Below are 20,609 nucleotides of genomic sequence, written 5' to 3'. Positions count from 1 at the left end.
TCGACAATCCAAAAACAATTGAGAGGCTAGGACTTTTGTCCCAGCCTCTTATTTTTTATCTCATTGTCACAAATTCTTCGGATCCGGTTGGGTGAATGGCGACGGTTGCGTCGAAATCGGCTTTTGTCGCTCCCATCTTGATAGCAACTGCAAATCCTTGGATCATTTCATCGACTCCGTAGCCAAGACCATGAAGGCCAACGACCCTTTCTTCGGGACCAGCAGTGATGAGTTTGAATTTTGCTTGCTGGCGGTGTTGGGTAACAGCGGTGTACATGGAAGCAAATTGAGAAGTATAGACTTTGATATTCTCTTTACCATAAGTTTGCTGGGCTTCTTCCTCCGTTAGGCCAACGGTTCCAATAGCAGGGTGAGAAAAGACAACGGTTGGGATGTTTGTATAATCCATTTTGGCATTGACTTTTCCATTGAATAGTCGTTCAGAAAGAGTGCGTCCAGCTTTAATAGCGACAGGGGTTAATTCTTTTTCTCCTGTAACATCCCCAAGAGCATAGATTCCTGGAATAACTGTATTCTGGTATTCATCCACTGCAATGAATCCTTTTTCATTTAAGGTGACGCCTGTAGCTTCTAGATTGAGATCCTGGACGTTTGGTTTTCGCCCTGTTGCCCAGATAACATGATCTGCCACGTGGCTGGTCATATCCTCAAAATAAATCTTCACACGACCGTCTTCTAATTTTTCAAGCTTCATGGGAACCTCATGTTTGTGAAGCGGAAGGTTTTGTTTTTCCATTTCTTCCATTAAGCCATCGACAATGTAGGAATCAAAACTACGTAAAACCCGATCTCTTCGGATGAAGAGGTCTGTTTGGACTCCTAAATGGTGGAGCACACCAGCTAGTTCCACCGCGATGTAGCCAGCCCCGATAATGGCAACAGATGTAGGGAGTTCTTCCCAAGCAAAGACATCATCAGAAGTTTCGCCAAATTCAGCTCCAGGAACAGAAGGGATAAAAGGATGGGCACCGGTCGCAATCACGATATGCTTAGCCTTAATGGTTTCTCCATTTACCTCAACCGTATGAGCATCCACAAAACGGGCACGTCCTTCAATTCGTTCAACTCCATTTCGCTTGAAACTGCCATCATAGGAATTACGGGAACGATCAATATAGGCTTCGCGATTTTTTCTTAAGGTTGCAAAATCAAATCTTGTTTGTTCAGAAGTAAATCCATAGTCTGGTCCATAAGCGCGAATAGCTTCTGCAATTTGTGCACCATACCACATAATCTTTTTAGGCACACATCCTCTGTTGACACAGGTGCCACCCAATTGTTTTTCTTCAATGACAGCAGCGCGCGCTCCGTGCTCCCCAGCCCGGTTCATGGTAGCGATTCCTCCACTACCTCCACCAATTGAAATAATATCAAATTCTTTCATGTTTTCCTCCTAAATGGGATTTCAGTTTGATTGTAATATCAACTGTTACAAAAGTCAAGGGTTTAGCATGTTACCAAGCATTTAAATTTCATTTTGCCGTGTCAATTTTAGATAGAAAAGTAAGGAAATATGGTATACTATGGTATAGAATAAAACGCTTTCTTTGATGGAGAAAAACGATGAAGAAATTGAAAAAATGGCAACTATTTACAGCTGCAGGTGTAGCAATTGTGGTGATTGGAACAGGAAGTGTGATGATGTTTTCGCACCCAAATACACCTGATCAAGCAATCACGAAAGAAACTCCAATGGTGCAAACGGTCAAGGATGGATCGATCGCTTCTTCAGTCTTGTTAACTGGGAAAGTCACTGCCAACCAGGAACAGTATGTCTATTTTGATGGAACAAAAGGGGATTTGCAATCGATTTTGGTCAATGTAGGAGATCAAGTGACGGCCGGTCAGCCAATTGTTCAGTATAGCAGTACAGAGGCCCAAACAGCTTATGATGCAGCCGTTCGTGCTGTCAATAAGGCAGATCGTCAGTTAAATGACTTACTGACAAATGGTGTGACCATTGATACGACAGGTGATGAAGAAGCAGATGCCAAATCAGCTTCTCAGACCCAACGAACAGTTGATTCTCAAGCTAGCGATTTACGAGATGCCAAGTCGGATGCGGTCGATAATATGAACAAGGCTAAGGCTCTTCTGGATGCGACAACAGTTAGGAGTAATACAGATGGTACCGTGGTCGAAGTCAATAAAGATGTTTCAAAATCGACTACAGGGACCAACCAAACTCTGGTTCACATTGTGAGCAACGGGAATTTACAAGTCAAAGGGGAGTTGTCTGAATACAATTTGGCCAATATCTCTGAAGGTCAGGAAGTGGTCCTCACTTCCAAGGTTTATCCGGATAAAACCTGGACAGGCAAGATTTCTTATGTAGCCAACTATCCGACCGACGCGGGTCAAGCAGGTGCCAATGCAGCAGGTGGAACACAAGGAAGCGGTGGAGCCAAGTACCCATTTACAGTGGATATTACCAGTGAGATTGGGGAACTCAAACAAGGCTTTTCTGTCAATATTGAAGTCAAAAGTTCTACTCAACATCCCCTTGTTCCCGTGACAAGTGTCATGGCTGATGGGGATACGAGTTATGTATGGACGGTCGAAAATGGCAAGGCTAAGAAAGTAAAAGTGACGCTTGGTAACGCCGATGCTGAAAACCAGGAAATCTTGTCAGGCTTGAAGAAAGATGCTCAAGTTATTGTGAATCCTAATGAGAAACTGGAAGATGGAAAAGAGATCGGAAAATATGACAAAATTGATTGAACTAAAAGGAATCAATAAAACCTATAAAAATGGGGATCAGGAACTTCGGGTCTTAAAAGACATCGATTTAGAAGTCGAAGAGGGAGAATTTGTGGCCATTATGGGTCCATCGGGCTCAGGGAAATCGACCTTGATGAACGTCATTGGCTTGTTGGACCGACCGACCAGTGGAGAGTATTTCCTAGAAGGTCAGGAAGTTGGAAATCTCAGTGAGAAAAAATTAGCGCGTGTTCGAAATGAACAGATCGGTTTTGTCTTTCAACAATTCTTTCTTCTCTCTAAGCTCAATGCCTTTCAAAATGTAGAACTGCCTCTCATTTATGCAGGAGTTCATCCTGCTAAACGGAAGGAATTAGCTGAGCAGTACCTTGAAAAGGTAGAGCTCCATTCTCGCATGCACCATTTGCCTTCAGAGCTCTCAGGAGGTCAAAAACAGCGGGTTGCGATTGCTCGAGCCCTGGTCAATCAGCCAGCCATCGTCTTAGCAGATGAGCCGACTGGTGCCCTAGATACCAAGACGGGGGAGCAGATAATGGACTTGTTAACCAAGCTAAACCAAGAAGGAAAAACCATTATTATGGTTACGCACGAGCCAGAAATTGCAGCCTTTGCGCATCGTCGCATCGTCATTCGTGATGGAGTGATCTCCTCGGATAGCAAGCTGGAAGGGAGGACCTAATGCAAAATTGGAAATTTGCGATCAGCTCGATTATGAGTCATAAATTACGGTCTTTCTTGACCATGGTGGGGATCATTATTGGGGTTGCTTCTGTGGTTGTCATCATGGCTCTGGGAGATGGTATGAAAGCTGGTGTCACCAAGACATTTACCAAGGACCAAGAGTATGTACAAATCTCTTATTCTCCCAACAAGAGTGGCTATGTGACAGGAATCAATATTGGCCCTTCTGAAGATACGGGAGAAGGAGGAGGCGAAAGTGGCCCTGCAGCTGAAGACCGAGGGATGGCTGCTCCATCAGATATTGATGGGGAAAACGCTGAAGATGTTGATGGTCAAGTCCAAGAAGCCCCTCCAGTTGTGCAAGAATCTTGGGTCAAGGAATTAACCAAAATTCAAGGCATCGATGGTTACTATGTTGGCAATACCTCCAATGCAACCATTGCTTTTCAAAAGAAAAAAGCAGACGGAGTGAACATCCAAGGGGTAAATGAAACCTATTTTTCTGTCAAAAAGGTTGAGCTCTTATCTGGGCGAAAATTAACCCCTTCAGACTATAGTAATTTCTCACGGGTGGTGCTCCTTGATGAAGGATTGGCTCAACAATTATTTGGAACGGAGAATCCACTGAATCAGGTGGTCTCTGTTGGAGACAACAATTATCGCGTCGTTGGTATTTTCAAGGATCCAAATGCAGGGACAGCCCTCTATGGAGCTTCTTCAGGCGGAAGTGCCTTGATGGCCAATACTCAACTCGCCTCTGAATTCGGAACGGATGAAATTCAAAATATTGTCGTCCATGTACCGAATGTGAAAGAAATCAAATCTGTTGGGATCGAAGCTGCTCAAAAGCTAACAGAGCTTTCAGGTGTTCGCCAAGGAGAATTCCAAATCTTTAATTTGGATAGCATCCTAGAGGAAACCAATAAAGTAGTAGGAATTATGACATCAGTCATCGGAGCGATTGCAGGAATCTCCCTTCTCGTTGGTGGGATTGGAGTCATGAATATCATGTTGGTTTCTGTCACTGAGCGGACGAGAGAAATTGGACTTCGCAAAGCATTGGGAGCAACCCGAGGTAAGATTTTGGTTCAATTTTTGATTGAGTCGATGGTCTTGACCATCATTGGTGGGCTGATTGGACTTGGTCTTGCTTATGGTGTGAATAGCTTGATTACTACACTCGCAGCAGCCTCCCTAGAAGGACCGCCGATTATTTCCTTAAATGTCGCTATCGGCAGTATTATTTTCTCTGCTTTTGTAGGCATCATCTTTGGAATTTTACCAGCGAATAAGGCTTCTAAGTTAAACCCTATCGAAGCACTGCGTTATGAATAAAAAATAGGAGCGGGTCAGGATGAATGGTTCAGGATTCACCACGCTCCTTTTTTGTACTTTTGTCGAACCCTTTTTAATCATATTGTCTTATACAGGTCAAGCTATTTAGGTAGTCAACGACTGTCTTCAGATGTTTTTGAGTATTCATTCAAGAAGCTGCATTTTTTCTTCCATCTTATTTTTGTTTAATTGGTAAATATTAGTGAATTTCTGGTCTAAATATGATAGAATAGGGGAGAATAACTTAGGAGGTTCCAAATGACTACTGAACATATGGAAGAATTGAATGACCAGCAGATTGTCCGTCGTGAGAAAATGGCGGCCCTTCGTGAACAAGGAATCGATCCATTTGGGAAACGATTCGAACGTACTGCAAATTCAGGTCAATTAAAAGAAAAATATTCAGAATTAGATAAAGAACAACTCCACGACTTGAACGAAACAGCTATTATTGCCGGTCGTCTTGTAACAAAACGTGGAAAAGGAAAGGTTGGCTTTGCCCATCTTCAAGACCGTGAAGGTCAAATTCAGATCTACGTTCGTAAGGATGCAGTTGGAGAAGAAAACTACGAGATCTTCAAAAAAGCAGACCTTGGTGATTTCCTTGGTGTTGAAGGGGAAATCATGCGCACAGATATGGGTGAACTTTCGATTAAAGCAACTCATATCACTCACTTGTCAAAAGCCCTTCGTCCCTTGCCTGAAAAATTCCACGGACTTTCAGATGTTGAAACCATCTATCGCAAACGTTATTTGGATTTGATTTCAAACCGTGAAAGCTTCGAACGCTTTGTAACCCGTTCAAAAATCATCTCTGAAATCCGTCGTTATTTAGATGGTCAAGGATTCCTTGAAGTGGAAACACCAGTGCTTCACAATGAAGCTGGTGGTGCGGCTGCTAAACCATTTATCACTCACCACAATGCACAAAACATTGATATGGTGCTTCGTATCGCGACTGAGCTCCACTTGAAACGTTTGATTGTTGGTGGGATGGAACGCGTTTATGAAATCGGACGGATCTTCCGTAACGAAGGAATGGATGCTACTCACAACCCTGAATTCACTTCTATCGAAGTCTACCAAGCTTACGCTGACTTCCACGATATCATGGACTTAACAGAAGGCATTATCCAACATGCTGCGAAAGCAGTCCATGGTGATGGTCCAATCGACTACCAAGGAACAGAAATTAAAATCAATGAACCATTCAAACGGGTTCACATGGTGGATGCGATCAAAGAAATCACAGGTGTTGACTTCTGGCAAGACATGACCTTTGAAGAAGCTGTAGCACTTGCAAACGAAAAACATGTACCGGTTGAAAAACACTACACAGAAGTGGGACAAATTATCAATGCCTTCTTCGAAGAATTCGTTGAAGAAACCTTGACACAACCAACTTTTGTTTACGGTCACCCAGTAGCAGTGTCACCTTTGGCTAAGAAAAATCCAGAAGATCCACGCTTCACTGACCGTTTCGAACTCTTCATCATGACCAAAGAGTATGCCAATGCCTTCACGGAATTGAATGATCCGATCGATCAATTACAACGGTTTGAAGCGCAAGCGCGTGCGAAAGAATTGGGAGATGACGAAGCTACAGGCATCGACTATGACTATGTTGAAGCCCTTGAATATGGTATGCCACCAACAGGTGGACTTGGAATTGGTATTGACCGTCTCGTTATGTTGTTGACCAATGTAACAACAATTCGCGACGTCCTTCTCTTCCCAACTATGAAATAAGCTAAAAGAAAACACTGATCGCAAGATCAGTGTTTTTTAGTCTTCCATATAAGAGGTGTCGTTCCAAGTATCTAAGTGATAATGCTCAAAATCATCTGTTGTCAGAATCGTCACGCTGGCATTATCTAGTCCGCCATTTTTGCGGAGTTCTCCTGTTTCATAACCGAGCAAGGTTCGAATAGAAGCTGTCAAATTAGCCCCATGTCCAACGATGAGAACAGTATCGAGCTCTTTTCCTTTCAGGCTTTTTACAAAATCACAGGTACGTTTGGTCGTTTCATAGACAGATTCTGCATCAAAGATTTCATTTTGAAAGCGGGCTAGGTTATGGCGAAAGGCATCCATTTGTTGGGGATAGATAGCGGAAATGGTAGAAATTTTAGCACCTTCCAATTTTCCCAAATTCCACTCACGAAGAGCAGGCGTTGCTTGCAATTCTATAGGTGTCTCCAATTGATCGAGGATGATCTGTGCGGTATGGACTGTTCGTGGCAGATCACTTGCAAAGGCTGCATCAAAAGGAACAGTAGCTAGGTGCTTTCCTAATTTTTCAAGCTGATGAATAGAGGCCGGTAACAGCGGAGAATCGCCATTTGATCCCTGAAAACGTCCTTCTTCATTCCATTCTGTCCGTCCGTGTCGAATAAAATATAGTTTCACAATCTTGTCTCCTTCTCTGTCATTATTCTAAAATATCTGCAAAAGTCGCTTGTACGAAGTCTGCTAGAAGTTGTGGTTTGATTTGAATACTATGGCCGATTTCCCCAGCAGATACGATCATGCTCTCTAACTGAAGGGCTGATTCATCGATAAAGATTGGGAAAGGATGCTTTTGACGAATGCCCACCGGATTATTGGCCCCATGAATATAACCTGTTGTCTTTTCAAGATCCTTTTGAGGAATCATAGCCACTTTCTTATTTCCCGATAATTTGGCCAATTTTTTCTCTGAAAGATGTTCCGTAATAGGAATGATCCCAATCACAGGACCCGTTTTATCTCCTTTGAGAGCTAGGGTTTTGAAAATAGTAGAGCGATCAATCCCTTCTGGTAAGATCCCTTCTAAAGCGTTGATTTGTAAGCCTGTGTGCTCGATTTTTGCTTTAGTCAAGATCTGCTCGACCAAGGTTTTTTTCACTTTATTTTTTTTTGCCATGGCTTTCTCCTTTTCTCTTTTTCTCTACAAAATCAGATTTCATTAGACCATTATAACATATAATAGCGACGATATTGTCTTCTCCTTAAAAATAGAAAACAGCAGAAAAAGTGAAGATCACTTGATCTGCTGTTTTAAGGCTATGAGGAAGAGCCATCTTTTTGTACTTTGAAAAGTTTCCGATAAATCGCTTCTTGGTCTTGCGTCGGAGCAATTTGGTTGAGATCCAAGTAGTGTGAGAATCCATTTAATTGCCCTTGAGAGGTATATTGATGCAAGTCGTATTCCGTGTTGGTATCTGGCGCGGCATTATAGTAGCCATCATCAAATCCATAAGTAGGAATCCAAAGAGCCGTAAATTTATCAGTGGAGATACTATGTTCTTCCATGAAGTAAGTTCCGATATAGAGTCCAATATTTTTTGCACCCAAAGCTTGTAGTTTTGCTCGGAAAGCTTCAACGCCTGCATTCATATCCTTCATGGTTTTTTCCTCAACGTCTAACCAATAGTAGGTCGGTTTGTAAGGAGAAGCAGCCTTGTAAAATTCCTCTGCTTCTTTTTCCATTTCTTTTTTATCCTTAGCAGCGACATAAGCATAGACTGCGACAGGGATATTTCGTTTTTGGAATTCTTGGATATGGGTTTTAAAAGATTTATCCAGACCATTTAAGTAGGTTGCTGCATTTTCCTTTTTAGCTTGAGCCCCACTATGGACACGAACGATCACACCTCCCACATTTTGGGAGAGGACATCGTAATCAATTTCACTAGGCAATTGCCAGCCTGAGATATCAATGATCGGGCGGCCAACCAGTTCTGGATTGATGTCTTCTTCTTTTTTAGAAGAAGAGCTTGCAGTAGTTGTTTTTCGAGGTGTATTGGAGTTCGGAATGGTTTTAGTTGTTTCTTGTCGCTCTCTGGCTTGAAGATCGGCAATCGTTCGTGAAAGAACGAGAAAAGAAATGATACCGATAAAAAAGACTAAGAGAACAACGGGTTTTATCCTTTTTCTCATACAGAAACATTTTACCGTAAAAAAAACGAAAAGGCAAAACTTAATGCTTAAAAGATGCTGATTTCAGCCATTATTTTCAAAAAAAAGGAATCTTTTCATCGAAAAAGGATAAAAATATATGAAAATAAGAAGAATGATCAGAATATTTCTTGAAAATAGGGAAGAAGCCGAATCTTTTCTGGCCTTTCCTTGGTTTTGCTTCTTAAAAATGATATAATGAAGGTTGAACATTAGGAATATGGTGAATTATGAAAATTGAAAAAAGACATCTTTTAAATTATTCCATTCTCATTCCCTATTTGATTTTATCCATCATTGGCTTGATTGTTGTCTATTCTACAACAAGTGCCTTGGCAATTCAAAGTGGAGTGAGTTCGATTCGGATGGTCCGGACACAGGGGCTCTTTTTCATCCTAAGTCTCCTAACCATCGCCTTGATTTATAAATTTAGCTTAGATTTCCTTCGAAATAAAAAAGTACTGGCTGTTGTCATTTTTGCTGAAGTGATTTTGTTGATTTTGTCTAGGTTTATCACAGATACCGTCAATGGAGCTCACGGTTGGTTGACGATTCCTGGAGGCTTTAGTATCCAGCCGGCTGAATACCTCAAGGTGATCTTAGTCTGGTATCTAGCCTTGATCTTTTCTAAACGACAAGACGAGATACGCGATTATGATTATCAAGCCTTGACCCACAATGAATGGATTCCAAGGAATTTAAACGATTGGCGTTGGCTGACCTTGATTCTGATTGGAATCGTTGTGATTATGCCGGACTTGGGAAATGCGACGATCTTGGCCTTAACGGTCTTGATCATGATTACGGCTAGTGGAGTGGGCTACCGTTGGTTTACCTCTTTACTTGGTTTAGTTGTTGGAGCATCCACCATTGTCCTTGGTTCAATATGGATCATCGGTGTGGACCGTGTCGCTAAAATTCCTGTCTTTGGTTATGTGGCCAAACGTTTTAGTGCCTTCTTTAATCCCTTTAATGACTTGTCTGGTGCAGGACACCAATTAGCCAATTCCTACTATGCCATGAGTAATGGTGGTTGGTTTGGCTTGGGGCTTGGAAATTCCATTGAAAAACAAGGTTACTTACCAGAAGCGCACACAGATTTTGTGTTTGCGATCGTGATTGAAGAATTAGGTTTTGTTGGAGCTAGCTTGATCCTTGCTCTCCTATTCTTCTTAATTCTTCGGATCATTTTAGTCGGTATTCGAGCAAAGAATCCTTTTAATTCGATGATGGCCATTGGAATCGGTGGGATGATCTTAGTGCAAACCTTCATTAACATCGGAGGAATTTCTGGTTTGATTCCGTCTACAGGAGTGACCTTCCCCTTCTTATCCCAAGGGGGAAATAGCTTATGGGTCTTATCCGTAGCGATTGCTTTCGTTTTGAATATCGACGCTAGTGAAAAACGGGCTAAGATGGAACAAGAAGGCATGGTTTTTGAAGAAAAAGGTAAAATCAAACCTTATTATTAAAAGGGAATTGTTAAATGGCTATTCAAAAAGGAGAAAAAATGGTCTTACAAAAATTAGAGAACTTCACAAATAAAGATATTATCAAAGAAGAAGCCGAAATCTTAACCAATTTATTAGATGATATTACGAAAAATTTGGTTCGTCCGGAAACCTTTGATAAAATTAGGCAGTTGAAGGATCTATCAAAAACACAGAACTATCGTGAGTTGAATCAAATAGTGGAACAATTGACAAATGAAGAAATGACAGTGATTTCACGTTATTTTGCCATTTTACCACTCTTGATTAACATCTCAGAAGATGTCGATTTGGCCTATGAAATCAATCATTTGAATAATGTGGATGGTGAATACCTCGGAAAACTTTCTTCAACCATCAAAGAAGTTGCGAAAAATGAAGATGCACAAGAAATTCTTGAAAATCTCAATATTGTACCTGTTTTAACAGCCCATCCAACTCAAGTGCAACGAAAAACCATGCTGGATTTAACCAATCATATTCACGCTCTTCTTCGTCAGCACCGGGATGTTAAAGCTGGTTTAATGAATGAGAATAAGTGGTATAACAATCTTCGTTGTAATATCGAAATCATGATGCAAACGGATATGATTCGTGACAAAAAATTGAAGGTTACCAATGAGATCACCAATGTCATGGAATATTACAATAGCTCTTTCTTACAAGCTGTTCCAAATCTTATGTTGGAATACAAACGCTTGGCAAAAGAGCATGGATTAGAGCTTGAACAACCACGTCCGATCACAATGGGCATGTGGATTGGGGGAGACCGAGACGGGAATCCGTTTGTAACAGCTGAGACCTTGAAGCGTTCAGCAACTATTCAAAGTGAAGTCATTTTGAACTATTACATCGAAAAGATTTCTAAATTATACCGTCATTTCTCCCTTTCAACGAGTCTTTCTAAAACAAGTGAAGCAGTAGCTGAAATGGCAGCCCTATCCAGTGATACATCCGTCTTTCGTGAAAAAGAACCATACCGTCGTGCTTTCCACTATATCCAGTCAAAATTGATCCAGACTTTGGTCAATTTAAAAGAATGGACGATGGTGGGAGAAACCAGAGAAGATCGTTATGCTGTCGAGAGGTTATTAGGAGCAAATGCTCATCAACAAGGGCCAGTTTCTGATTATATCGGCAATCGTATCTCTGGAGCTTTAAAGAAAATTTCTGAGAAAGAAGCTCCAGCTTATGCATCAGCTCAAGAATTTAAAGAAGACCTTGAAAAGATCAAAGATTCCTTGTTAGAAAACAAATCAGAGTATTTAATTTCTGGTGAGTTTGCAGAACTTCTAGAAGCTATCGATGTTTTTGGATTCTATCTGGCCTCTATTGATATGCGCCAGGATTCGAGTGTACATGAAGCCTGTGTGGCAGAATTGCTGAAATCAGCAGGGATTAATGACCACTATTCTGATTTATCAGAGGATGAAAAGTGTCAAGTTCTCTTGAAAGAACTTTTAGAAGATCCACGTATTTTATCAGCAACTCATGCTGAAAAATCTGAACTGCTTGAAAAAGAATTAGCGATTTTCCAAACGGCCCGTGAATTGAAGGATCGTTTAGGAGAAGAAGTCATTCGTCAAAACATCATTTCTCATGCAACCAGTGTGTCAGATATGTTGGAATTGGCTGTGATGTTGAAAGAAGTGGGCTTAGTCGATACGGAAAAAGCTCGTGTGCAAATCGTGCCTTTGTTTGAAACGATCGAAGACTTGGATCATTCAGAAGAAACCATGAGAAGTTACTTGTCTCTTCCAATCGCTAAACGTTGGATTGCTTCTAAGAACAACTACCAAGAGATTATGTTAGGTTACTCTGATTCCAACAAAGATGGTGGATACTTGTCTTCTTGTTGGACCCTCTTTAAAGCCCAACAACAATTGACTGCTATCGGTGACGAGTTTGGAGTGAAGATTACCTTCTTCCATGGTCGTGGTGGTACTGTTGGTCGTGGTGGAGGTCCTACTTATGAAGCTATCACTTCTCAACCATTGAAATCCATTAATGACCGTATCCGCTTAACCGAGCAAGGGGAAGTGATCGGCAATAAATATGGAAATAAAGATGCTGCCTACTACAACCTTGAGATGCTCGTCTCTGCAACCATTAACCGAATGATTGCCGAACAAAAGAGTCCATTCTCTATGTTTGATCGTTTCGGGGAAGTCATGGATAAAGTCGTGAATCGCAGTTACGATATCTATCGTGATTTGGTCTTTGGAAATGAGTACTTCTATGATTACTTCTTTGAATCAAGTCCGATCAAAGCAATTTCAAGCTTTAATATTGGTTCACGTCCAGCTGCTCGTAAGACCATTACAGAAATTGGTGGTTTGCGTGCGATTCCTTGGGTCTTCTCTTGGTCACAAAGTCGAGTGATGTTCCCTGGTTGGTACGGAGTAGGTTCTAGCTTTAAGGAATTTATCGATGAAGATCCTGAGAATATCGAAACCCTTCGATATATGTATAAAAACTGGCCTTTCTTCCAATCTCTCTTGTCAAATGTGGACATGGTTTTATCCAAAGCCAACATGGACATTGCTTTTGAGTACGCCCAATTGTGTGAAGAAGAAGAAGTGCGCAATATTTATCAAATTATCTTACATGAATGGCAATTGACCAAGGACATCATCTTGATGATTGAGGAACAAGACGAGTTGCTCGCTGAAAATCCTTATTTGAAAGAAAGTTTGGACTATCGGATGCCATACTTTAACGTCTTGAACTATATTCAGTTAGAATTGATTCGACGTCAACGGACCGGCCAATTACCAGCCAATCAAGACAAGCTAATCCATATTACGATCAATGGAGTGGCTACAGGATTACGAAATTCAGGTTAAAAAAATCGGAACGTCTGTTCCGATTTTTTTATTCCCTGTACCCAAAGGAGCAAAAGGTATGTAATGGCTTAAATAGAAGATTTAAAATGAGAATTTTCAAAGCTAGATCAGGATCTTTCAGCAAGAGGATAAATAAAAGAAAAGAAGAGGAATAATTAAGAAAATATAGGTAAAAGGCTTGCAATTTTATCTAAAATTCGATAGAATAGTAAGGAAAGTTAGACTGTATTGCCTACTGTCTATCTATAAAATATATTTTATTGGAGGCTTTTACTCAAATGGCAAAAGAAAAATACGATCGTAGTAAACCGCACGTTAACATCGGTACAATCGGACACGTTGACCACGGTAAAACTACCCTAACTGCAGCAATCACAACTGTTTTGGCACGTCGCTTGCCTTCATCAGTTAACCAACCTAAAGACTATGCGTCTATCGATGCTGCTCCAGAAGAACGCGAACGCGGTATCACCATCAACACTGCACACGTTGAGTACGAAACTGCTAAACGTCACTACGCTCACATCGACGCTCCAGGACACGCGGACTACGTTAAAAACATGATCACTGGTGCCGCTCAAATGGACGGAGCTATCCTTGTAGTAGCTTCAACTGACGGACCAATGCCACAAACACGTGAACACATCCTTCTTTCACGTCAGGTTGGTGTTAAACACTTGATCGTCTTCATGAACAAAGTTGACTTGGTTGACGATGAAGAATTGCTTGAATTGGTTGAAATGGAAATCCGTGACCTTCTTTCAGAATACGATTTCCCAGGTGATGACCTTCCAGTTATCCAAGGTTCAGCTCTTAAAGCTCTTGAAGGTGACTCTAAATATGAAGACATCATCATGGAATTGATGGATACTGTTGATGAGTACATCCCAGAACCAGAACGCGATACTGACAAACCATTGCTTCTTCCAGTCGAAGACGTATTCTCAATCACTGGACGTGGTACAGTTGCTTCAGGACGTATCGACCGTGGTGTTGTTCGTGTCAACGACGAAATCGAAATCGTTGGTATCAAAGACGAAATCCAAAAAGCAGTTGTTACTGGTGTTGAAATGTTCCGTAAACAACTTGACGAAGGTCTTGCAGGGGATAACGTTGGTGTGCTTCTTCGTGGTATCCAACGTGATGAAATCGAACGTGGACAAGTTATCGCTAAACCAGGTTCAATCAACCCACACACTAAATTCAAAGGTGAAGTTTACATCCTTACTAAAGAAGAAGGTGGACGTCATACTCCATTCTTCAACAACTACCGTCCACAGTTCTACTTCCGTACAACTGACGTAACTGGATCTATCGAACTTCCAGCTGGAACTGAAATGGTAATGCCTGGTGATAACGTGACTATCGACGTTGAGTTGATCCACCCAATCGCCGTTGAACAAGGTACTACATTCTCAATCCGTGAAGGTGGACGTACTGTTGGTTCAGGTATGGTTACTGAAATCGAAGCTTAATTCGATCTAGTTCCCAGATTAACAATTATATAGACAGACAGAAAACCCCGTGAAGACGGGGTTTTTATTTTGGTAAAAAGTAAAATGAGCTTGTGCAACCTTTCATTATGACGAAAATTATGGTAAAATAGTAGTATAAAATTAGAAAAAAGAGGTATGTGAAATGTCACGTAAACCATTTATCGCTGGTAACTGGAAAATGAACAAAAATCCAGAAGAAGCAAAAGCATTCGTTGAAACTGTAGCATCAAAACTTCCTTCAGCTGACCTTGTTGAAGCTGGTATCGCAGCTCCTGCAGTTGACTTGACAGCTGTACTTGCTGCTGCTAAAGGTTCAAATCTTAAAGTTGCTGCCCAAAACACTTACTTTGAAAATGCTGGTGCCTTCACTGGTGAAACTAGCCCACAAGTTTTGAAAGAAATCGGTACTGACTACGTTGTTATCGGTCACTCAGAACGTCGTGACTACTTCCATGAAACTGATGAAGATATCAACAAAAAAGCAAAAGCAATCTTTGCGAACGGTATGCTTCCAATCATCTGTTGTGGTGAAAGCCTTGAAACTTACGAAGCTGGTAAAGCAGCAGAATTCGTAGGAGCTCAAGTTTCAGCTGCTCTTGCTGGATTGACTGCAGAACAAGTCGCTTCAACAGTTATCGCATACGAACCAATCTGGGCGATCGGTACTGGTAAATCAGCTTCACAAGATGACGCACAAAAAATGTGTAAAGTTGTTCGTGACGTTGTAGCTGCTGACTTTGGTCAAGAAGTGGCTGATAAAGTACGTGTTCAATACGGTGGTTCAGTGAAACCTGAAAACGTTGCTGAATACATGGCTTGTCCAGACGTTGACGGAGCTCTTGTGGGTGGTGCATCACTTGATCCAGAAAGCTTCTTGGCATTGCTTGACTTCGTTAAATAATAACATCTAAAAGGCGAGAGATTTCTCGTCTTTTTTGTCTTTTTTATAGTAGAAAAGACCAGCTTCAAAGCTGGTCTTTTGAGTTAGGAACGTCCTAATAGTTTCTTAATGAGAGAAATCAGTTTGTATTTCAGAGGATTTGGGTAATAACGGAAGGTCCCCATCTTACGTACGATGTAGCCGTTGAAGTTTTGTTTGAAACGAAGAACACCGTCTGACCCGTCAAAGATTCCTTGAATACCAAGGAAGTTATATCTTGGGATACCACGTTTGATGGTTTCAAGCATCATATATTCTTGGAGAACAGCAGGAGCATAGAACTTATTAAATTCTGTATAAGAGCCACTGAATAAATAGGTGGATTCTTGTGGCATATAGACGAAGAGGCTTCCTGCAAGAATGACGTCTTGATCTCCATATTTTTCTATATATTCTTTCGCTTCCTTCTTTCTCACCTCAAAGGTATCAAACTGGCTAGAGAATTCACGAAGTTGATTTTGTTTTTTCTCTGAATTGGGGTTGACTTCAAGATCTTTCTGTAATTTTTCAATCTTCTGTGCTAGTTTTCCTTGGTCTTTTTCAAGATTCGTGTAGTAATGGTGGAAGTTCAGTGTTGCGATCATGAAATCTGCTTTGTCGCCAAAACTGTCATAGAAAGTTTGGTAATAATCCAAGGTCTTATCCTGATAGTCGCGACGGTCACTGGTAGAGGAAGTAATATCCTTAAAGAGTTGCAGTTCATCTCGGTTTAATCGTTTCAGTTCAATACCGAAAGATTTGGCTTTCTTGACAAGTGGCTTTCCTTTTTTACTGAAGCTCTTGAGAAGATTTTTTTCGGTGATGCCCTCCATATCTTTCACATAATGCCAATCACCTTCTCCACCTGGATAACCTGTTGTTAAACCATCATGCTGATAGCCCAAGTTTTTAAGGGTATCCATAAAATGGGTTTGCTCTTCACTGGTTGGATTTCCGTCACTGTCAAAGGTTTGATAGGTATCATAGGGCTTAATAACGAGTTCAATAGCCCCATTTTCTTTCGCATAGTCTTTTAAGGCTGCATAGAAGGGTTCTAGCATAGCCTCCTCTTGGTAAAGGGGGCCAGAATTGATTTCCATATGGAGACCACCTGTCATAGGAAGACTGTACAAGATCGCTGCCACTTGGAATTGATCTTCTTGTTTCCAAGCGATAAATTGGACCGTGTTTCCTCGCTTTTCAAGCAGATCTGCCATTTCAGCAGACTGGATAAAAGAGCGATGGGAGACAGTATTTGCAAATGAGGTAAATTCTTCTTTTGAAATTGTCGTAAGAGTCATGTAACTTATTTACTCCTTAATTTTTTCCGGATCTTGTAGACTTTGTTTACAAGTGGATAGAGTGGACTGGTTGGGAGGTTGAATTCCCCAACAAATTCTTCAATGACAGGATTAAATTTTGATTTGAAATGATAGAGACCACCATCGAGTGAATTTTCAATGCCCCCCATATTTTGCCAAGAAGCACCACGGTCGAAAGCGTGTTGGGCAGTTTCATACCAGGTGAGGATAGCAGGTTGGTAACGGCGGAATTCTTCATCCATCCCTGCATAAACATTTTCAGACGTCCCACCGAATTCAAGGGTTAAGGTCCCAGATAAAGGAACGACCTGTCTACCTGCTTGGAGATGCTGTTCAAGAAATTGCAGTTCTTCCTCTATACGCTCTTTTTCTTTTTGGTTATTCTCAACCTTGCCAGGCTTTGTTTTTTCTGTGAATTTTTCAGCCTCAGCCTTGTTTTTTTCAAGATTTTTTATAAGGGAGGTTTTCCGTTTCTCGAGATCTAGAGTAGATAAAGTAATGTAGGATTGTCCTTGGTAGGTTGTGAGTAGTTTTTCGTAGTAGTCTTTTCCACGCAAATGAATGCTTTTACGTGCCTCAGTCTTTTTCATGAGAGAAGCAAAGTCCTCTAATAATTCAGTCCCGCCAAATTGGACTTGGATCCCTTTGTTTCGAGCAGTTCGGATGGCTTGTCGAGTAGATTTTGAAAGATCTTGCTCGGTGAAAAACTCTTTGTGGATATTCGCTTGAAAGCGTGGTTGGATATTTTCTGCCATATCACTGGTTCGGCCAGTCCATTCAATCCCTTCTTTTGTTAGGGTATCGATCACTTCTTGCACGGCAGGAGCTTGCGTCTGTTCTTGTCCAATCAATTGTTTACTCAAGAAAAGACTTGGATCAAATTTCACAAACAAGGCCTTGTATTGTTTGGCTATCTTTTTAAGGGACTGGATCACATATGAAACCAGCTCCTTGTTTTGGTAATCCATGATGGGGCCTCGAGGAATGTAGAGCATGGAAAAGCCAAGTGGCAGGGGTTGAATCAAGATGCTTGCAACAGCGACTAATTGGTCTTCTTGATAAAAACCAACCCGTTCATTTCCCCAATTATCTTTGATTTTTGCCCATGAGCTGCTTTGTAAGAGATTGGTTTGGTCACTCTGAATAACAAAGTCATCATGCTCACTAGCAGAAATTCCTAGCTGGTAATGGTACATTTCTTATAATACCCACTTTCTAATGGCGTATGCAACGCCAGATTCATCATTTGATTTGGTAATAGTTGTAGCAATTTTTTTAAGAGCTGGATTGCCATTTTCCATAACGACAGCATGTCCCACGACTTCTAGCATGGAACGGTCATTTTCCTCATCTCCGATAGCCATGGTTTCTTCTTGCTGGATTCCAAGTCGTTCAGCTAGATGAAGAACGGCAGCTCCCTTATTGGTCGTTTTTCCTAGAATTTCTAAATAAAAAGGGGCTGATTTGACCATGGTGAAGCGGTCCTGAAATTCTTTTGGGATTTTTGCAATCGCAGTATCCAGAATATCTGGTTCATCGATATACATGGCCTTGACAAATTCTTTCTCTCGAACTTCTTCAGGCGTCCGGTAATAAAGGGGCATATTGACCAGTTGAGATTCATGAATGGTGTAGCGTCCGATATCGCGATTGCTGGTATAGATGCCGTCTTTAGTAATAGCATGAGAGTGGATTTGGAGTTTGTTAGCAAGAGACTCGATATCGAGATAGTCCTCATAATGTAAAAGGTCTTTGATGAGTTCTTTTCCAGTAGCAGTTTCTTGCACCAGACCGCCATTAAAGGTAATGACATAGTCTCCAGGATCCATCAAATGGAGTTCTTTTAAAAGTTTTGAGACCCCTGCGATAGGACGACCGGTTGTGATCACGATTTTAACGCCTGCGGCTTTAGCATCTTGAATGGCTTCAAATACGGAAGGTGTGATCTCTTTTTTTGAATTGAGGAGTGTACCATCGATATCGATCGCAACTAATTTAATGGACATCCGTCTCTCCTGTAAAATAATCATTGGTAATGTAAGAAGTGAATTCTTCTACTTGCTTACTGAAAAGTCCATTAACCTCCAGCATTTCTTTTGGAAAATAGAAGCGGTTGTCCCCATAGCGAGTTCCTGCTAAAGCAGCGACGAGTGGAGACAACTGAGACAATTCAGCGAGACTCCCATCTTTTCGGATCATCTCGATCTGGGTCCGTGGTTTTTCAAGCTCTGGTCGATAAATATCGTAAGGCAGGTCAAAATTTTGATGAATAGCTGTGTAGTAGGTTGGATTAAAGCCAACCTCTTTAATCAGTTTTTCAAGGATTGCTAAGTCTTTCCGCTTATCTTCTGTAAATAGAATCGACTTAAAGACTTTCCGATTGATATAGCGCTGAGCAAGATCAGACAGGATGGTATCCGGGCTATCCATCCAGACTTGGAAATAGGTATTCATCACACCGTCATCTAGATTTAGGTAGTCTTGAATGGTGACCTCTTCTTCAAAAAATGGAATCAAGCGAGGTGAAGTCAGTTGAAAATACTCTTTCTGATCTGGATAAATGGTTCTAGCGCGTTTGAGTAGATTTTGAAGGAGGACTTCCATGGCACGAGTAGCCGGGTGGAAGTAGACCTGCATATACATTTGGTAACGGCTGACCACGTAATCCTCGACAGCGTGCATGCCATTTTGTTGGAAGGCAATACCATTTTCAATCGGTCGAATGACACGCAAAATACGGGTCAAGTCAAATTTTCCATAGGAAGCACCCGTAAAATAGGCATCCCGCAGTAAATAATCCATCCGGTCCACATCAATTTGACTAGAAATCAATTGCACCACTTGTTTATTGGGATAGGTATGATCAATGACGCTGGCTACACGGTTTGGGAAATCAGGTGCTACCTGTAAGAGGATTTGATTGACCTCCGTCTCTGGACTGGTGATGATCAGCTGGGTCATCTTTTCATGATCGGTTCCAAAGAGTCCTTCGAAGGTATGAGAATAGGCACCATGTCCAATGTCATGAAGAAGAGCGGCTGTCATGGTCAGTAAGTTTTCATCAGAATTCCATTGCTCTGCATACTTTTCCTCAAAAATAGACAGAATCCGTCTTGAAATTTCATAGGCGCCAAGACAGTGAGAAAAACGACTATGCTCCCCACCGTGGAAGGTAAAACCAGATGTCCCCAGTTGTTTGATGCGGCGTAGTCGTTGAAATTCTTTACTATTAATTAATTGATAAATGATGGGATGATCCACATGAACGTAATCATGCACGGGATCGCGAAAGACTTTTTCATTCATGGGTCTATTATAGCAAAAAAAAGCCTATTTTGCGATCTAGAGGCTAATAGGGGCAGTCAAAATGCGTAAAATTTGATAGAATAGTAAGGCAAGAAAAGAAGAGAAGGAGACAAAGATGCAGATTCGCATTCAAAATACCATTCGATTTGGAGAAGAAATGGAAATTGTTGATCAGTACTATCAAGGTGAATGGAAGGAAAAAGCAGGTTTTCAATATCTCTTGTATACCAATGAAGAAGATGAAAAGGTTGCTTTGAAATTTTCCAACGATGAATTGGTCATGACACGATTCTCAAGTCCTAAATCCATCATGCGTTTCTACAAAAATGAAGATGGTGGGGCAATCATCCCAACTCCGATGGGCATTCAGCAGTTTTTGATTACAACAGACCTCTTTCAATTAGAAGCAGGTCATTTGCAAGTCTCTTATCGCTTGTTAACTCTCGATGGAGAACAGGAATTTGCCAATTATCAATTACTAGTGGAATGGGAAGAATAGACCTCATTAAATTATTAGAGATCCCGCTTGCTTT

The 20,609-nt window shown here is 41.2% G+C and carries 17 protein-coding genes; 9 read left to right on the top strand and 8 right to left on the bottom strand.

The window, feature by feature from the left end; translation table 11 throughout:
- Window positions 1–55: 55 nt before the first annotated feature.
- Window positions 56–1,405: a glutathione-disulfide reductase gene (gorA, locus tag ADG03_RS02635; RefSeq protein ID WP_049472450.1), complete on the bottom strand. Its 1,350-nt coding sequence runs from the start codon at window positions 1,403–1,405 to the stop codon at window positions 56–58.
- 179 nt (window positions 1,406–1,584) lie between these two features.
- Between gorA and ADG03_RS02630 the strand changes: the two genes are divergently transcribed.
- The 4 genes from ADG03_RS02630 to lysS all read left to right on the top strand — a co-directional run bounded on the left by ADG03_RS02630 (window position 1,585) and on the right by lysS (window position 6,507).
- Complete coding sequence (locus ADG03_RS02630) at window positions 1,585–2,742, top strand: efflux RND transporter periplasmic adaptor subunit (RefSeq protein WP_049472449.1); 1,158 nt, start codon at window positions 1,585–1,587, stop codon at window positions 2,740–2,742.
- On the top strand, window positions 2,726–3,421 hold the full coding sequence (locus ADG03_RS02625) for an ABC transporter ATP-binding protein (RefSeq protein WP_049472448.1): 696 nt from the start codon (window positions 2,726–2,728) through the stop codon (window positions 3,419–3,421). The genes ADG03_RS02630 and ADG03_RS02625 overlap by 17 nt, the downstream gene beginning before the upstream one ends.
- On the top strand, window positions 3,421–4,758 hold the full coding sequence (locus tag ADG03_RS02620; protein WP_049472446.1) for an ABC transporter permease: 1,338 nt from the start codon (window positions 3,421–3,423) through the stop codon (window positions 4,756–4,758). Before ADG03_RS02625 ends, ADG03_RS02620 begins: the two co-directional genes overlap by 1 nt.
- A 258-nt stretch (window positions 4,759–5,016) precedes the next feature.
- The gene (gene lysS, locus ADG03_RS02615; protein ID WP_003016025.1) at window positions 5,017–6,507 is read left to right on the top strand and encodes a lysine--tRNA ligase; all 1,491 of its coding nucleotides are present in this window, start codon (window positions 5,017–5,019) and stop codon (window positions 6,505–6,507) included.
- Between the two features lie 36 nt (window positions 6,508–6,543).
- On the opposite strand, the gene ADG03_RS02610 is transcribed toward lysS, so the two are convergent.
- The 3 genes from ADG03_RS02610 to ADG03_RS02600 all read right to left on the bottom strand — a co-directional run bounded on the left by ADG03_RS02610 (window position 6,544) and on the right by ADG03_RS02600 (window position 8,679).
- Window positions 6,544–7,167: a histidine phosphatase family protein gene (locus ADG03_RS02610; protein ID WP_049472445.1), complete on the bottom strand. Its 624-nt coding sequence runs from the start codon at window positions 7,165–7,167 to the stop codon at window positions 6,544–6,546.
- 22 nt (window positions 7,168–7,189) lie between these two features.
- Window positions 7,190–7,663 (bottom strand): aminoacyl-tRNA deacylase, encoded by a 474-nt coding sequence (locus ADG03_RS02605; RefSeq protein ID WP_049472443.1) that lies wholly within the window; start codon window positions 7,661–7,663, stop codon window positions 7,190–7,192.
- Between the two features lie 140 nt (window positions 7,664–7,803).
- The gene (locus tag ADG03_RS02600; RefSeq protein ID WP_049472442.1) at window positions 7,804–8,679 is read right to left on the bottom strand and encodes a GH25 family lysozyme; all 876 of its coding nucleotides are present in this window, start codon (window positions 8,677–8,679) and stop codon (window positions 7,804–7,806) included.
- 248 nt (window positions 8,680–8,927) lie between these two features.
- Here ADG03_RS02600 and ftsW point away from each other — a divergent pair, with 248 nt between their 5' ends.
- From ftsW to tpiA, 4 genes are all read left to right on the top strand, one after another.
- Window positions 8,928–10,169 carry a cell division peptidoglycan polymerase FtsW gene (gene ftsW, locus ADG03_RS02595; RefSeq protein WP_045759674.1) on the top strand — a complete coding sequence of 414 codons (1,242 nt, stop codon included), beginning with the start codon at window positions 8,928–8,930 and terminating at the stop codon, window positions 10,167–10,169.
- Window positions 10,170–10,207: 38 nt separating this feature from the next.
- Window positions 10,208–13,033: a phosphoenolpyruvate carboxylase gene (gene ppc / locus ADG03_RS02590; protein WP_049472453.1), complete on the top strand. Its 2,826-nt coding sequence runs from the start codon at window positions 10,208–10,210 to the stop codon at window positions 13,031–13,033.
- A 278-nt stretch (window positions 13,034–13,311) separates the two neighbouring features.
- Entirely contained in the window at window positions 13,312–14,508 is a 1,197-nt protein-coding gene (gene tuf, locus ADG03_RS02585) for an elongation factor Tu (protein ID WP_003008055.1), read from the top strand.
- 163 nt (window positions 14,509–14,671) lie between these two features.
- A complete protein-coding gene (gene tpiA / locus ADG03_RS02580) occupies window positions 14,672–15,430 on the top strand; it encodes a triose-phosphate isomerase (protein ID WP_049472440.1) in 759 nt (252 codons plus the stop codon).
- Between the two features lie 83 nt (window positions 15,431–15,513).
- On the opposite strand, the gene ADG03_RS02575 is transcribed toward tpiA, so the two are convergent.
- The 4 genes from ADG03_RS02575 to ADG03_RS02560 are packed head-to-tail and all read right to left on the bottom strand — an operon-like array spanning window position 15,514 to window position 20,076.
- Window positions 15,514–16,749, bottom strand: a complete 1,236-nt coding sequence (locus tag ADG03_RS02575) for an aminoacyltransferase (protein WP_049472439.1) — start codon at window positions 16,747–16,749, stop codon at window positions 15,514–15,516.
- A 5-nt stretch (window positions 16,750–16,754) separates the two neighbouring features.
- Window positions 16,755–17,966 (bottom strand): aminoacyltransferase, encoded by a 1,212-nt coding sequence (locus ADG03_RS02570; RefSeq protein WP_049472438.1) that lies wholly within the window; start codon window positions 17,964–17,966, stop codon window positions 16,755–16,757.
- Between the two features lie 3 nt (window positions 17,967–17,969).
- Window positions 17,970–18,776, bottom strand: coding sequence for a sugar-phosphatase (gene yidA, locus ADG03_RS02565; protein ID WP_049472437.1), 807 nt, complete (start codon window positions 18,774–18,776; stop codon window positions 17,970–17,972).
- Window positions 18,766–20,076: an HD domain-containing protein gene (locus tag ADG03_RS02560; protein ID WP_013903868.1), complete on the bottom strand. Its 1,311-nt coding sequence runs from the start codon at window positions 20,074–20,076 to the stop codon at window positions 18,766–18,768. Before ADG03_RS02560 ends, yidA begins: the two co-directional genes overlap by 11 nt.
- A gap of 115 nt (window positions 20,077–20,191) precedes the next feature.
- On the opposite strand from ADG03_RS02560, the gene ADG03_RS02555 reads away from it, so the two are divergent.
- Window positions 20,192–20,575: a YwiB family protein gene (locus tag ADG03_RS02555; RefSeq protein ID WP_003008038.1), complete on the top strand. Its 384-nt coding sequence runs from the start codon at window positions 20,192–20,194 to the stop codon at window positions 20,573–20,575.
- Window positions 20,576–20,609 lie beyond the last annotated feature (34 nt).

The sequence above is a fragment of the Streptococcus parasanguinis genome, from assembly GCF_001069785.1.
GTDB lineage: Bacteria > Bacillota > Bacilli > Lactobacillales > Streptococcaceae > Streptococcus > Streptococcus parasanguinis_T.
Note: the sequence above shows the minus strand (reverse complement) of the source record. Positions and strands in the feature narration are given on the sequence as shown.